The following is a 15,417-nucleotide window of genomic DNA, read 5'->3' on the forward strand; positions in this document are numbered from 1 at the left end:
CCTGAATTTACCCCCTGAAAGCTGACAACGCAAGGAATTAGTGACCTGATTGACAACGCCCCGCGCCCGGGCCAGCACATTTTAAGGAATTGATGACCTGGCAACGACAATTCAGCGCATAAAAAACCGCCGCGCTCCCAATCATGGCTCGCGGCGGCATGGGGTCGAATTTACTTATGCTGGCTTAGGTGTGCCCTGGTCAGCAGAAGGCGTTGGCGTCGCTGCCGGTGCTGACTGCATGCCGGAATTACCCCGCCGGCGACGTAGGATATGGGCAATCAGTGTGGAGGAGTCAGGACTAGCGGCGGAAATACCAGGTTGGCTGGCAACGCCACTCACTTGAACATCCGTGGTTGTGCATAGACCGGCGACCAATAACGTAGCGGCAAACAAAATCCTGTTTCGCATACAAACCTCCATTTTCTAGGGAAACAAATTACCGGGCGCAGCCGCAATGTAGTCAATCGAGGTCTGGTTGACAATGCCCCGCGCCCGGGTGCTAAATGAGGCGTATTCACCGGTTAATCAAAAAGCCCTTGCCGACGGGCAAGATTCTCTGGTCTGTTGCGAACCTATATTTAAGGGTGTGCCTGAAGGTCGTTGGATTGGCTTGCGGCGGCGGGGGATAGGCAAGCTGTTAAGTCACGGATGCAACACAAAAAGGGGAGTTTATGAAATCACTGGGGTTGCTGATCGCTGCGGCTGTGGCATTCATCGTACTGTTTGTTGCGATGGGGTCGTGGGGGACCATTGAGGCGGGGCATCGCGGCGTGGTGCTGCGGATGGGGGCCGTTACCGGCGAAATCAAGGGCGAAGGGCTTTACGGAAAAACACCGTTTCTGGAACGCGTGGTGCCGATGGACGTGCGGATGCAAAAGGAACAGGTGGAAACCGAGGGGGCCAGCAAAGATTTGCAAAGCGTGAAAACCGTCGTGGCGCTGAATTTGAGCGTGCTGCCCGACAAGTGCGCGCTCTTGTATCAAACCATTGGGCCCGATTATTTAGAGACGATGGTCGGGCCGGCCATGCAGGAAAGCATTAAGGCGGTGATTGCCCAATACACGGCCGAAGAATTGGTTTCGAAGCGGGAAGACGTGCGCGAGGCGATTGCGAAGTTGATTGCCGAGAAGCTAAATCCGATCGGGCTGAAAATCGAGGCGTTGAATATTGTGAACTTTGATTTCAGCGCGTCGTTCAATCAGGCCATCGAAGCCAAAGTCACGGCGGAACAAAACGCCCTGGCCGCGAAAAATCTGCTCTCTCAAAAAGAATTCGAGGCCCAGCAGGCCGTGGCCGTAGCCAAAGGCAAGGCCGACGCCATGCAGATTGAAGCTAACGCCCTGCGCGATAACCCCATGATTTTGCAACTGCGGGCGCTCGAAAAATGGGACGGCACATTACCGAAAGTGACCAGCGGCGCGGTGCCCTTCATCGACGTGGGAAAATTCACAGACAAGGGGGCGAAGTAGCGGCACACTGAAAGTGCAAGAGAATGTAATAAAATGAAACCACCGCTGGGCAAGCCCAGCGGCTAACTATGAACACCCGACTCTTCGGCAGATGGTGGAGCGGGTTTCGGGCGCTCAAGGTCGGGTTAGAAGCTGAGTACGGCGCGATATTCCGGCAGCACGCGCACATGGTTGATGCGCAGTTCTTCGCGCTGGTTGGAAAAATCAGGAACGGCTGCGGCCGGCAGATCGGCCAAAAACGGCGCATCTTTGTAAATGGGACGGAACGAGATGTACATGCCCTCTTCGGCCACGCGCGATAAAAATCGCTTCAAGCCTATGCGCCACGGTTGCCCGAAATAAAAATGGTCGTCGACCAGCTCGCCATTGATAAACGCCAGGCCGGTGTCGCCGGTGTAGTCGATTTCCAAGAAGACATTGTTCACGCCGTCGGGCAACGACGATTTGTCGCTGCGGAGCGTCAAGGTTTTCCGGTCGGCCACTTTGGCGTGCACAAACGGTTCCACTTCCGGCAGTGTCAAGGTGTACGCTGTCAGCGAGCGGTGTGGCGGTGAACATTCTGTGAGCGCGGCGCCTTGGCACTGCGGCGCGGTGTGCAGAGCCGGATAGACCGCCAACGAAATGACGTTGTTCCCGACGCTGCAAGCCTCGATGCCATCGACCTGGTTCAGCAAAGTGGCTTCTGAAAACGCCAGGCGATTTCCTTCTTTAGTTTTCACACGCCAGGCCGTAAGCGCCAGCGATTTGGGAAACACCGCAAATGTGACCGCTTGATGTTTGTCATCCTCGACCGTGAACTCGGAGATTTTGTCGCCCGGGCAACGCACGATCGACATGGATTGGGCGGCGGTCACCTGACAATCTTCGGACTTGATTTGCGAAGGGGGCTTGGAATCGAAAGCGAACTCGGGGTTGATTCCGTCAACGGCGATAAACGCATACCGGGGCGTTCCGTTTTCGCTCAAATTCGCCAGGAGCTGGGCGGTGGCATATTTTACCCGGACGCCGCCGAAATCGATGTTGAAGGGAAAAAACGTGGCGGCTTCGCTTTTCAGCGTAAAGCTGGAATCGTTGGGAATGCGAAGCTGGCCGTCGTTGGTTTGTAAAATAATTTGCTGATCGGCAAGATCGTGCGTGGCAACGTGATCTTGAAAATTGTGAAGGAACACAAAGCCGCTGTCGGCACGAGTTCGCACGGCCCAGCGAAGTTGATCCACGTCGGTGGGGGACATTTTCGCGGCCCCTTCCGGCAACACGGTGACCATGGGCGCCAGCAGCGGGCCGAAATCGTCGAGAAAGAAATGGATCAGCTTGAGATAGCCGTACGACTCCGCCAGTTGGCCGTATTGGCCGACGGGAGCTTGAAAGTCGTAGGAGATTTTCGGCACGCCGGAGGGTTCCTCGCTAAGATAAGACGATTTTCCGCGCGGCGTTGCCCCGCCGTGGAACATGTAATAGCCGATGGCATTGGCGCCGCTGCCCAATTCGCGGATCACGAGCGACTCGACGGCATGCGCCGACACCGTGGGGCGCCGGCTGTACGTGATCATAATTCCGCCGCCCAGTTCCGCGCCAAACGACGGATATCGCTCCGGCTGATAGGAAACCGGCGAGTAATCGGGCTGCTTGTGCAAATCGTGGTAAAGATATAAAGGGGAAGGCGTGGCCTTGGCCCAGGTTGGGAACGGATAGGCTGAAGTGACGGGGATGGTGGCGTCGTCGACGATGGCGGCGTTGCCCCAACCGGTGACTGTGTACAGTGGGGCATCAAGCCCGGCTTTGTGTGCCAGCTCGAGCAAGTTGGCCATGTGCTTGCGCCCCTCTTCGGCATAGGAATCTTGTTTTTTCACACCGCCGGTTGAGCCCAGCACCAGGTAGCGGTTTTCGTCGGCAATGGCCCATTCCGGGGGCTGGCCCGGATACGAAAATGCCCAGGGGGCCGCGGAATGGTGATATTCGTTTTCGATCTGGAAGCCGATGATCGGGCCACCGTCTTTGAACAGCAAACCGGTTAGCTGCTTGCCGATTTCGCCATACAGCCGCTCCACGTAATGCAAGTAGGCGGGATCGTTGGACCGGACATTGAAGGGGCGGCCATAAAGCCAGTCGGGCAGCCCGCCGTTGCGCATTTCGCCGTGGCAGAAGGGTCCCACACGCACGATCACTTGCAGGCCGTTTTGTGCGCAGAGTTGAACGAACTGGCGCAGGTCTTTCGATCCGGTCCAATCGAAATGCCCCTCCGTTTCCTCGTGAATATTCCAGAACACGTACGTGGACACGATGTTGATGCCGGCGGCCTTGATTTTTTTCAGCGATTCGTCCCACTCAGACTCAGGAGAGCGGCAATAATGAAATTCGCCCATCACCGGCAACACGGGTTGGCCGTTTTGCTCCATGTACAAACTGTTGAAGCTGATCGACTGGCCCTGCGGATTAGCGCCGCCCAAATGCAAATGGCCGCGGAGTAGCTGGGGCGGGGTCTGGCGGAGATCGACTTGATTGACGGTTTGCGCGGGACAATAGGCAGCCCAGAACGAAATGGCCAGCAGTGAAAGCAGAAAAATCAGCGGGGTACGGACCATGGGGGAAACGAGACGGTGGCCTGTGGTGAAGAGATGATCTACGGCGCTAGATTGATTCATCGTCGATGCTGAATTCGATGAGCGTCGATGCGGATTCAATGGTTACATTTTGCGTTGGTGGCGCAGGGCGTGCAACATCGCCAAGCCGCTAATGGCCAGCAACCAACCGGCGGGCGGCTCGGGAGCGGGACTGGATGAACCCTGGCCGGCGCGGAGCGCGGCCAGCATTCCCTGGAGATCGGCGCTGGTAACTTGTCCATCGCCATTGAAATCGCCGATATCGAGCATGTCAGGGTCTGTAATGCCATTATTGGATTGGTAATCGCTCAGGTTGGCCAGTGCGCTCAACATGGCGGGAATATCGGCGGCGGTGAATGCGCCGTCGCCGTTGAAATCGCCGCGTACCGGCGCAAAGGCGTTCATTGCGGCCAGGGCGTTGTGGCTGCTCGTGGCGTCGAACAGCGCCGTGGCTCCGCCATTGTAGATGTTGAATCCGCCGGCCTGCACCGCCTCTGGATACCAATACAGTGCGCCTTCGCCATCGTTATAGGGCAAGCCCTGAACCAAGCTACGGACCGCCTGGAATTCGGCTTCCTGGCCGGCCGGCGTTTTGTCCCACCCGGCGTAGGAGCTACTGCCGCCATTCTCCCAGGGATAGTTGGTTTCCAACACCATGATTCGTTTCAGAGGGAGAGTGTTGCCGGTCTTGGTGAAAGCCGTTTCGTTGGTGCCAGCCAATGTGGTCAGATTTGTTTGCATGGTGGAGATGAGATCGGTCGACGAGGGGTAGAAATCGACCCCTTCGATGTCGAAATCGGTGACGTTTCCCAGCGACGAACTCTGAATATTGGCGTAGAACGATTGCGGCTGGCCGTCCAAATCTCCTTTGTCGATGCTCAGCGAAACCGGGATGCGCGGAAGATTGTCGTCGGACTGTGCGTTCCTAACCCCCTTGATGGCTGCATTCAGCAGCCCGCCGAAATTCTGCCAACTTTGGTTCGTCTGCGCCTGCGTGGGTTTGTTGTTGGTCAGTCCGAGTCCGGTGTATGTCACCCCCTGGTAAAGAATTCGCCCGCCGACCGCCGCCGCGCCTGAACTGCCGGTTTGCCACAACATACCGTCTGTCGTTTCGTTGCCGATTTGGACGATATTGGGCATGACTCCGGAGGAATAAAACGAGTTCAACGTGCTTTCCGTATAAATTGTGACATCGCTTTCCAAGGTGGACAGCGAAGCATCGCTGCTCCATGCGGAAGGTTTGGCCTGGTGGCCGGGGTCGGCCCAAGTGTCGGAGTAATGAAAATCCAGCAAGAGCTTGGCGTCGGGATCGTCGGTTTTGATCTGTTGGGCCAAGGCGATATCGTACGAAGTGGTTTGGATGGCCCCAGCGTTAGAATTGGTGTAGGTGGTTGCCGGATTCACAAAGATTCTGAGGCGGAACAAATTGGCGCCAGCGTCGTACATGATTTGATCCATGGGCAATTGCACCGGCGTGCCAGAGCTGTTATCGGTGAACTTCACGCCTTCCTGCTGCATGAAGGTCTCCAAAGAGATGTCGGCCCCGGTGTAGAAGGGGTAGGCGGCAAAGGCAGCGTTTGCGAAAGCGCACAGCGCTGAGCATAAGAAAAGCCGCCACACGATCCGGGTGCGCGTACCGCGGCGCAACCATGCTTTGGTGGCTTGGCTGCAATGAAAGTCTGGGCGCACAAAACGTGCAAGCATTTGTTGCCTCACTCCGCCCCGAACCTCACGAAATCTCCCCGTCAAGTCTGGCAACTCCCCAAACGCTGCCAGTGTTTTGAAATACGGCTTTGCCCAACGCTATGATGCAACCGCATTATTTTGCGGCAACATTCGAATCGAGCGGTATGGAATACTTGTCCGCCAAATAAGCCGTGGTGTCGGCCAATTCGCTGGGTGAAAGCGCTTTATTGTAAATAAGCAATTCGGCCAGATCGCCTTGGAAGAAAAGCTCTTTCCAGGCGTGCCGGCCGATGATTTTTCGAGAAGTAATAGCTTGCGGAGCAAAAGCCCGAGCTTCGCCGGAATCGCGCCCATTGATCGACAACACGGCGCGACCGTGCGTGTAATCGTACAAATACGAAACGACGACGGGCAATTCCGCGCCGACTTGGCGGGTGTCGACCCGGCCTGATTCCACAATTGCGCTGCCGACGAAGCCGGCAAACACTTGACCAGTCAGCAACGTGGGCTTGAACTCTTCGGCCAACAGGGGCTCGCCAATTTGCAGCACGCCGGGATGCAGCGTGTTGCTGAGAAAGCCATTTGCTTCGCGGCTGGGCGGACCATCGTAATTAAGAATTTGGCCACCCCAACGGCGATTTTTGTCGTAAGCGTTGGGGGAAAACTGGCAGACGCAAAAGACCGTTTGATCGTCGGTGGTTTCCAGCGGTGTGGTAACGATGTAATTGGATTTGCCGTCGAACCGAACAGCGGGATGGCCATTCAAAGCATTGGGAACGAAGGTGGGGCGAGCCGATTCGTCGATTTGAGTGGCATCTTCGGCGGAACGATTATCGCCGTAAAGTATGTCGGGCCAGGTGACCACGCGATGATTGGCATCCGTTTGAACATCGGCATCAGCAGCCAGCCAGAGCGCCAACTTGCTAGGGACCAAGCTTTTGGGGGGCGCTTCGGCGGTGCGACGAACGGCGATCAACCGGGCGAATTGTTCTTTGTCAAAGGCGATGTCGCTGGATTCGCCGCCGGGCGATTGAAACTCCACTGCTTTGTCTGCTGTGACATGGATGACATCGGTGTGGTCCGTCGCTTCTTTTTTCTCCTGGCTGCACAACACTTCGCCTTCGAACACGTGCAATTCGGTGCGGCCGTTGGAACCGACCGAGACGCCGAAGGCCGTGCCCAAATCGACAAAATCGACTCCGGGCGAGCGAATGGCGAACGAAAATGCACGGTGTGGCACATGGGCGGTGATTTTCCCTGATTTCAACACACCCATCATCTGGCTTTCGGCCACAAAATCGCACGGCCCTTGCAGAACCACTTCCGCACCGCATTCGAACGTCAGCTTTACCATCCCCGATTTCAAGGCAACGTGGCTGCCTTTGCAGAACAATTGCCCGGGATGAAACGCCGGGCCACGTGGATCCCAAACGGCGTCGACGGCTTGCGTGAGTGTGGCCACTACATTGTTAACATCGACATCGCGGGCGGTGGGCACTTCGCTGAGCCAGGAATTGGACCGCTGTTGAAATATCCACAGTGAGACGGCAAGCAGCACCGCCGCGGCCACGCCCAGAACCGACCAACGCCGCCAAAACAGCAGCGGCGAGTTGGCACGGGACCGGCGCTCATCAGAAAAAGCCAACTTCATCGGCCCTGCGGTTTGTTTATTCGCGGCGGTCAATTGCGACAAAGCCTTTTTCGGCAAAGCGGGAGAGCCTTGGATGAATTGATTCATGATTTCGTGCAGCACGCTCTCGGTGAACAATTCCGAAATCTGACGGTGCAGCAAGCACCAGCGAGAAAAGTGTTGGGCGAATTGCTCGTCTGAAATCAACCGAGATTCCAATTGAGCCAATTCGTCGGCATTCACCGACCCGTCCAAATAACGGCTCAAGAGCAGATCAAGTTCGGATTCATCGGACATGGTTAGCCGGTTCCTTCCTGTGCCAATTGTCGATGGATGCATCCATACAACACCTTGCGAATGCGATGCAGCATGACAAACACGCCATCGGACGACATGCCAAACCGCTGGGCAATATCAGCGACTTTTGCGTTTTGGCTGTATCGCATTTCCAATACTTCGCGCCGTCGGCCTTGAATTCGCTCCAGGCAAACCTTCAAGGCGGCCCGCCGTTCTTCCGCTTCCTGCCCGACGTGTTCCAACGCCTCCTCCAACTTCGCCAAGGCGTTTTCGCTTAACACCAGCCGATCTCTGGCCCGTGCACGGTAATACTTCAAAACGCGGTTGCGGGCAATTCCCAAGGCCCAGGAAATGAACGAGCGAGTGCGATCGAAGGAATCGAATTTTTCGGCGACTACTTGAGCCACTTCCTGAACCAAATCTTCGGCATGCTGGACGTCGAGAATGTTCGCCGTAATGTATGCCGAAATCACGGACTGCGATTGGACCCACAAACGCGCCAACTCGCGAACCGCGCTGTTTTGCGGCGTGCTTTCTTCTTCGTGTGGCGCGTCAGAAACCATCTCTATACAAACCGCTGCCTGGAATTGGCGATACCTGACCCTATTTCCCTTACCCGATCAGGGCATTTGCTTACTTAGAATCTCTGACAAATGAGTAAGCAATGAGAATCTTTTCCTTTTTGAAGGCGGTCTTGGCCGGAGAGAGAACAGATCAATAAGGCATTACTCTGCAAGCAAGTTCAGTGTGGAATAGGAAGATCTGTTTTCTCACATGAGTAGATAAGTCTTTGTTGCTTTTGATCTTACGTAACATTCGAACCGTCCATTCAGGCATCGAGTGGCTAATAGATACAGGTGAAATTCCTTGGCCGCGTGGCAAGAGTTGGACGGTGTCCAACTTCCGCCCAATATATTTGCCAGATTTTGGTTAAGTTTCGGCAAGCAGCGGGGAACTTAAGTAACGGCAGGCTAATTAGGCACGATTTGGATGGTTTTCGGGGGTCGCTGGTTGGGGAATTCGTTGTGATTTGATCCAGTTTGCACCCTGGTGATTGCCATCAGTGAGTCAGGAATTAGAGGGACAGAGGCTGAGGCACCGCGTTTGCTTCCCTCTCCAATTCCTTGTTTGCACCAGGAGTAGCGACTTATGTGTTGCAGCCTCTTTCATCGTTGCTGGACCCTTGTGGGCCTGTTTGCATTGGGGGTGTTGACTGGTGTGCCGTCGGCGTTGGCGGATTCGTACACCGTGGCCGACACCAGTGGCGGCACTTGGAACACGATTTATGGCCAGGGCTTCAATACCTCGCTAATTGGGCCAAACGGCACCAGCCCAAGTGGCTTGAACAGCGGGGACCCTGTGAGTTTGACGCAGTTTCAATTTTATAAATCAGGCACAGCCGATAGTGCTTCGAATATCCAATTGGCAATTTTCAACACCATTTACCCCAACACGGTCGGCTTATCGACCAGCACCAGCGGATACATTGGGCTTTCGACCAACACGATTGCCAGCACCAGTTCGTTGAACACTGGCGACCCGATCACTTTCACGTTCAACAACCTGGGGCTGACTTATGGGAGCGATTACGGCGCGATTCTTGTCAATGTGAGTGGAAGTTCATTGACTCCCGTTTTGGTGTCGGGGCTGACCGCCAATTATGTTGACCAGGGGGGCGGAGATTATCATCCCGTGCCGAATTACGGCACCGATAGTCAATACGCTTATACGACGAGCAATTACATCAACAGTGGTTATTTCAGTGCCTTCAGTTACGCGGGAGATGCGAATTTTACGGCAACGCTGAGTTATACCGCCGCTCCGGAGCCTTGTTCCTTGGCGTTGGCGGTGGGGTGCTTTGGCTTGTTAACCTTGGGCTGGCGTCGGCGCGCTTAAAGGGCCAGAGCGATTTACGGACAACCTGATGAAAGAGAGCTACCTGCAATTTGGGAGGCGGAGCATGACTCGGTCCCTGTGGTTTACGACTTGGATTCTGACGGCGGTGGCGCTAGTGGCCTGGGTGCGACCAATCCTGGCGGCGACGGGCACGACGGCGTTCACGGGCGACGGCAGTTGGAATTCGCTTTATGGACAGGGATTTTCACTCGGAACCGATGCGACTGGGTTTGGCGTCTTCGGTGCAACAGGGAATACCGTGAATTTAACGCAATTTCAATTCTTTAAATCGGGAAATGCAGACGCCACGGGTGTGCAATTGGCGATCGTCAACTGGGACACTAATTTCAGCAGCACCAGCCCGACGGTCGTTGGTCTCTCGACGAATACACTGGATGTAACCAGCGCGAATTACGCCGTTGGGGCGCCCATCAGTTTTACATTCAACAACCTGGCGCTGACTTATGGGCGCGGCACGTACGATCAGAACGGCTTTGGGGTTTTTGAATCTCCGGACTACGCAGCGATCTTCGTCAACAATAATGGCGGCACGCTGACGCCGGTGTTAACGCCGGTGATCATTGTCAATTACAACCAGGTGAGCATGCCGTACGATGGATACAGCGGCGACATGAATGGATGGCCAACGGAATATGTTCCGGCACACGATTATGGATATCGCCGCAATTACTTGGATACAAATAGCGTGCAGCACTATGGCGATTACTTTAAGGCGGCAACCAATTACATCAGCGGTGGTTACTTCTCAACTTTTGGTCCTTACTTCGGCGATGCCAATTTCACGGCCACGTTTACCTATACGCCGAAGCCGGGCGATTTCAATGGCGACGGCCATGTCGATGCCGGCGACATTGTGGCCATGGAACAGGCCCTGGCCAACCCCAGCGGGTTTGAATCAACCAACGGCCTCTCGCCCAGCGATTACTTAGCCTTGGGCGATTTGAACGGCGACGGCAAGGTAACCAACGCCGATCTGCAGGACTTGTTGGCCGCCCTCCAGAATGGTCATGGTTCCCTCATTGGCGTCCCAGAGCCAAGTGCGTTGGTGCTTCTAACTCTAGGCGGAATTGCGCTGCTGGGACATGGCCGGCGCTCAAGGAAACACCGATCGAGAATTTAAGACTGCCCAACCTGTCCCGCTGATGGTAGCGCTGATCGATTGAGAACGCATCGTTTCCCCGAACGCAGCGTACCCCATTGGCCTTGGAAGAAATCTCCCCCCTGCTCCTGGCGCGCCCGCGGCGCCGGGGGCGCTTTTAATTTTCAAAGCCGCTCACCGTACCGGGTCGAGGCGGACCACGAACTGTAAAAGAGGCATGGCTCATGAGGAAGCCATTGGAAAGAATGTCGCCCGTCGAATGTCATCGGCCACGCCTGCGGCGGGCGTTTACGCTCGTGGAGCTGCTGGTGGTGATTGCCATCATCGGCATATTGATTGCCCTGCTGTTGCCGGCGGTTCAGGCGGCGCGGGAGGCGGCCCACCGCTCGCAATGCCTGAATTCCATCCGGCAATTGGGCCTGGCTTGTCTGAATTACGAATCGGCGAGAAAGCACTATCCATCCGCGCTGTATGACGAGAATGGCAGCCAATACGCCGGGCCATACGGTTACATTGCCATTGTCACGCCGTACATGGAGAACAAGCTCTATCACGATTTGATTAACTTCAGCATTCGCTGGGATTATCCGGGCAACGAGCAAGTGCCTGCTACGGTGATTCCGTTCACCAAGTGCCCGTCGCAGGATAGCACAGAACCCATGATCATATTCAATCAGGACAACGGAACCCCGGGCAGCGGCATGCAGCGGGCTCATTATTACGCTGTGATGGGGGGCAAACTGGCAGATACGTGTCCGGGAAATTCGCCGTGGGAACTGACCGGCTGCGCTCCGGTAGCGTTTGGCGGGACAAATTATCCACCGCAGGCAAGTTGGCGGGGCGGCATTGCCACCAACGGCGTGATCTATCCAGCCAGCAAAACGCGCGTGAGCCAAATCAGCGACGGCACCAGCAAAACGTTTTTACTAGGAGAATGCTCGTGGGATTTCGGAACCCTCGTGGCGGGTTGGTATGCGGGCGAGGCATTTTATGGCAACACCTCGGGAACACCCGATCCCTCGGCTTACCTCCCCTACCAATTATCGACAACGGGCAACGGCTTTTGGATGTACAATGCTGCTCAGGTCTTCTATGGTATTCAAGTTGCTTCGAACGAAGCCGACCCGACTTATCCGAACAAGGGCAGGAATGCCGCCAAGGTGTCCAAACACAATGATGTGAGCTTCGGCAGCAAGCATCCCAACGGTTGCAGTTTTTGTATGGCGGACGGGTCGGCGCATTTCGTCAGCGTGAATACGGACTTGACGGTGCTGAAAGATTTAGCCAATCGCCATGACGGCCAACAGGCGAGCGTGGACCAATGACACGGTCTTGTCGAACTTTCTGTTCGTGGATTTTGGCCGCGCTGTGCCTGGCAAGTATTTGCTTAAGGCCCCGATTAGTTCGTGCAGCGCAAGACGATTATGCGGTTGGGGCTGATTTGTCGTCGTCGGCGCAGGCGGAAAAAAGCGGCATCGTTTTCAAAGATGCCGGCCAGCCCAAGCCCGCGCTGCAGTTGTTCAAAGATCACGGTTACAACTGGATTCGCCTGCGGTTGTTTCACACGCCCACGCGGCTGCCCAACAATTTGGAATACACGCTGGCCCTGGCGAAGCAAGCCAAGGCGCTGGGTTATAAGTTCCTGCTCGATTTTCACTATTCCGACACTTGGGCCGATCCGCAAAAGCAATTCATTCCCAAAGCCTGGGAAGGATTGTCGCACGAGCAATTGGTGGATGCCGTGTTCGCCTACACCCGCGACACCATCGCCGCCTTTCGCGACGCCGACGCCATGCCCGACATGGTGCAAATCGGCAACGAAGTGACCGGTGGCATGCTGTGGCCCGACGGACGGTTGCCGAATAACTGGAGCCAGTTTGCCGACTTGCTGAAAGGGGGAATTCGCGGCGTCGAAGCAGGGCGCGGCGATGCGGCCAGGCCGCTCGTGATGATCCACATCGACCGGGGGGGCGACGCCAAGGGAACCAAGTGGTTTTTTGACCAATGCCAGAAGTACGATGTGCAGTTCGACGTGATTGGCCAATCGTACTACCCGTGGTGGCACGGCAGTATTGACGACTTGCGGAACAATCTGAAGTTTATGGCCGAGACGTATCAAAAAGACATTTACGTGGTTGAGGCGGCTTACAACTGGCGGCCGGCGGAATATCGCGAAAAGCCGGGGCCGTTTCCGGAAACGCCGGAGGGGCAAAAGCAATTTCTGGAGGCGGTGAATCAGGCGGTGCTCGATACACCGCAGCACCGCGGCAAGGGCGTATTCTGGTGGGAACCCGCCGTCGGCAAGGGGGGCGTCGCCAGCCGAGGCATGTTCGATAACGACAGCAACGCTTTACCGGTGATTACGGTATTCGACGGGCCCGCCAGCGCGGCCGTTGCCAGTCACCATGATTAGCGCCGGTTCAAATTAGCGCACTAAGCTGAAAGAAGTCGTCTTAGCAGCTTCTTGATGACCTGCTCCCTAACTTGATTCCAGTTGAAATGCTAGAAAAACCTTATTTTTCTAGCAGGCCGCACTGCCCGATCGAAGGCAAACTTCCACCCGGGCAGCAATCCATGCCGCCGCATCAAGTCGAGTGCCAATTTTTCGGCTTCAGCCAGTTGCATGATGGGCTTCCGTGCCGTGGGTCAAATCGACTTACTATTTCAAGCCGTTTTTAATACTAATTCGCCGGCCTGCCATGAGCGAGCGCAGCGAGTCCCAGTGGAGGCGGCGGGAATCGAACCCGTAAGCGATTCGGCCACAAACGATAATATCGCTTGTGGTTGCGAGAATTGTCAACAGTGCCGCGCTGCACTGGCGCTGCATTCGGAGTGCTTCAAGAGACAATTCATGGCATCACTTGACGTCGAACTGCAAATAGTAATCCGTGGCTGGGGAAGACTGCAGGATTCAATTCGCAGTGGAATCGTCACACTAGTCGACTTCAATCGGCCTAATAAAAGTTACGGAAACTGATCGGCGCTGGCGACCAGAATACCCATCGGTGTTGAAAACCTGGGTACGGTCAGATTGAAGAAGCAGTACTTGAGCGTCAACTTCGCAGAGCCCGCCTCATCTTCGACAACAGAACCATCCACGTCAGCAACATGGAGTTTGCCGCGGCGCCGGGACTTCAACGATGATTCTGTGCAGATCATCTGCGTTACCCAAAATGGCGCTAAGTGAGTTAGTGATTAGCTTACGACAAGGACCCGAGACCATGCCGTACGGATCACATTCAGCTTGCGCTGCACGGCTCGGACGGAGATCTGTAGGCGGTTTGCAATCTCCTGAGTGGCATAACCCTCAAGGGTCGCTGCCGCAATTTGACGGAGTATATCGTTTCGCAAGAGTGTCATTAACTGGCGGTGCTCTTCTTCTAGGGCGACAATAAAATCGGGGGTTGGATCGTCACCACATAGATCGTCGAGTGTCAAAATCACATCGGATGCAGAGCTGCCGTTCAGGGCGGAAGCGCCCCGCACGGAGCCGCCCCCGCGCTTCTTGCGTCCTTCGTAGCGCTTTAGATCGGTTACTTTTTGCTTGGTGATCGCAAACAGCAAACACCACAAGTCTCGTCGATCGTGCAGGTTTGGAAAGTGTCCTTTAGCCGCGCCACGTATTAACGTGTCTAGTACGCTAAGGGCCACATCTTCCCCGTCGGATGCACGCCGTTGGTGCGACGGCAATTGATTCTCAGCCAGCGAAACGACTCGGTTGAAGTATCTGTCCCAAAGGTGTTCCGCTGCCAGGCTATTCCCTTGGCGCAACGACTGAAGCCAGTGTGTTACAGAGTTTTCGGAGGCTTGGCCCATACTCGGCGCAGGCTGATGCAAAGTTATCCCAATTGCACGCCCCGGAAGTATTCTAATCGGTCGTCAGCCACGGCGTAATGCGGCAAACAGGCACTGCACTGACCGTCGACGCCCTGCAAAAATGCCTGAAAAACGAAATTTCGGCAAAATATCTGGTGATTGACCGGTTTTACTGTCGTCCAAAGCGACCAAATAGCGGGCTTATTATAGGCAATCCCGCGACATTTGGGGGTGCCGAGCGGTTAGGGGCAGTTTGATCTCCTCGAGCCCATTTCACGAAGGAGTCGAGCCGCATGAGAGCCAGTTACCTGAACGAAATTGTTGAAAGTTTGCCGCTGCATGATGTGGAAATCAATCCGTCCATGCCTACCTTCGTGACCTGCCGTATCCAGAACTGCTATTCGTTCATTGCGCACGTGGTGCTACTGGCGCCCTATGATCACGACATCTGGGAGGAACGAGTTCCCGTGGAAGCCGGACAAAGCATATCAATCGATTGTCCCACCGGATTCCTGATAATCTCGGTCTTCGACCTGGCAAAGGATGCACTCTGTATGTGCCGGGCTACACACGTTTCGGGATCGTTTACCCTATTGCTTTCCTGACAGACGCTTCGTCTGAGCGGCACGAAGATCTTGGCCTCCTGGGAAGTCCAGCTACTTTTTCTTGCGGGACCGGGGCAGCAAAGCTTGAAAGACCAAAGTGGCCGGCTTCCCGGGAGCCAGGCGATTCGGCGCTGGGCGAAGCAGTTCGGGATCGAGACTTTGTACATCGCGCCGGGCAGCCTCTGGGAGAACGGCTACGCCAAGAGCTTCCACAGTCGGCTGGGCAGTGAGTTTTTGGGACTGGAGGAATTAGAATTTGGTGGCGGGCCCGAATGCTGACCGCCGCGAGGAAAAGGAT

Annotated in this window: 13 protein-coding genes; 7 read left to right on the forward strand and 6 right to left on the reverse strand. The window is 55.5% G+C overall.

The window, feature by feature from the left end; genetic code table 11:
- The first annotated feature begins 671 nt into the window (after window positions 1–671).
- On the forward strand, window positions 672–1,469 hold the full coding sequence (locus VMJ32_14125; GenBank protein ID HTQ40159.1) for a prohibitin family protein: 798 nt from the start codon (window positions 672–674) through the stop codon (window positions 1,467–1,469).
- Between the two features lie 125 nt (window positions 1,470–1,594).
- On the opposite strand, the gene VMJ32_14130 is transcribed toward VMJ32_14125, so the two are convergent.
- The 4 genes from VMJ32_14130 to VMJ32_14145 form a co-directional block, all read right to left on the reverse strand.
- Complete coding sequence (locus tag VMJ32_14130; GenBank protein ID HTQ40160.1) at window positions 1,595–4,111, reverse strand: beta-galactosidase; 2,517 nt, start codon at window positions 4,109–4,111, stop codon at window positions 1,595–1,597.
- Between the two features lie 42 nt (window positions 4,112–4,153).
- The gene (locus VMJ32_14135; GenBank protein HTQ40161.1) at window positions 4,154–5,773 is read right to left on the reverse strand and encodes a glycosyl hydrolase 53 family protein; all 1,620 of its coding nucleotides are present in this window, start codon (window positions 5,771–5,773) and stop codon (window positions 4,154–4,156) included.
- A 115-nt stretch (window positions 5,774–5,888) separates the two neighbouring features.
- The gene (locus VMJ32_14140; GenBank protein ID HTQ40162.1) at window positions 5,889–7,682 is read right to left on the reverse strand and encodes a LamG-like jellyroll fold domain-containing protein; all 1,794 of its coding nucleotides are present in this window, start codon (window positions 7,680–7,682) and stop codon (window positions 5,889–5,891) included.
- A 2-nt stretch (window positions 7,683–7,684) separates the two neighbouring features.
- Entirely contained in the window at window positions 7,685–8,245 is a 561-nt protein-coding gene (locus tag VMJ32_14145) for a sigma-70 family RNA polymerase sigma factor (GenBank protein ID HTQ40163.1), read from the reverse strand.
- 586 nt (window positions 8,246–8,831) lie between these two features.
- Here VMJ32_14145 and VMJ32_14150 point away from each other — a divergent pair.
- From VMJ32_14150 to VMJ32_14165, 4 genes are all read left to right on the forward strand, one after another.
- A complete protein-coding gene (locus VMJ32_14150) occupies window positions 8,832–9,578 on the forward strand; it encodes a hypothetical protein (GenBank protein HTQ40164.1) in 747 nt (248 codons plus the stop codon).
- Between the two features lie 64 nt (window positions 9,579–9,642).
- Complete coding sequence (locus VMJ32_14155; protein ID HTQ40165.1) at window positions 9,643–10,719, forward strand: dockerin type I domain-containing protein; 1,077 nt, start codon at window positions 9,643–9,645, stop codon at window positions 10,717–10,719.
- A 203-nt stretch (window positions 10,720–10,922) separates the two neighbouring features.
- A complete protein-coding gene (locus VMJ32_14160; GenBank protein ID HTQ40166.1) occupies window positions 10,923–12,023 on the forward strand; it encodes a DUF1559 domain-containing protein in 1,101 nt (366 codons plus the stop codon).
- A complete protein-coding gene (locus tag VMJ32_14165; protein HTQ40167.1) occupies window positions 12,020–13,111 on the forward strand; it encodes a glycosyl hydrolase 53 family protein in 1,092 nt (363 codons plus the stop codon). The genes VMJ32_14160 and VMJ32_14165 overlap by 4 nt, the downstream gene beginning before the upstream one ends.
- Window positions 13,112–13,662: 551 nt before the next feature.
- On the opposite strand, the gene VMJ32_14170 is transcribed toward VMJ32_14165, so the two are convergent.
- The gene (locus VMJ32_14170) at window positions 13,663–13,836 is read right to left on the reverse strand and encodes a hypothetical protein (GenBank protein HTQ40168.1); all 174 of its coding nucleotides are present in this window, start codon (window positions 13,834–13,836) and stop codon (window positions 13,663–13,665) included.
- 57 nt (window positions 13,837–13,893) lie between these two features.
- On the reverse strand, window positions 13,894–14,514 hold the full coding sequence (locus VMJ32_14175; protein HTQ40169.1) for an ECF-type sigma factor: 621 nt from the start codon (window positions 14,512–14,514) through the stop codon (window positions 13,894–13,896).
- Window positions 14,515–14,807: 293 nt separating this feature from the next.
- Here VMJ32_14175 and VMJ32_14180 point away from each other — a divergent pair, with 293 nt between their 5' ends.
- Window positions 14,808–15,119, forward strand: coding sequence for a hypothetical protein (locus VMJ32_14180; protein HTQ40170.1), 312 nt, complete (start codon window positions 14,808–14,810; stop codon window positions 15,117–15,119).
- Between the two features lie 84 nt (window positions 15,120–15,203).
- Window positions 15,204–15,398 (forward strand): hypothetical protein, encoded by a 195-nt coding sequence (locus VMJ32_14185; protein ID HTQ40171.1) that lies wholly within the window; start codon window positions 15,204–15,206, stop codon window positions 15,396–15,398.
- Window positions 15,399–15,417 lie beyond the last annotated feature (19 nt).

Source organism: Pirellulales bacterium, assembly GCA_035499655.1.
Classification (GTDB): Bacteria; Planctomycetota; Planctomycetia; order Pirellulales; family JADZDJ01; genus DATJYL01.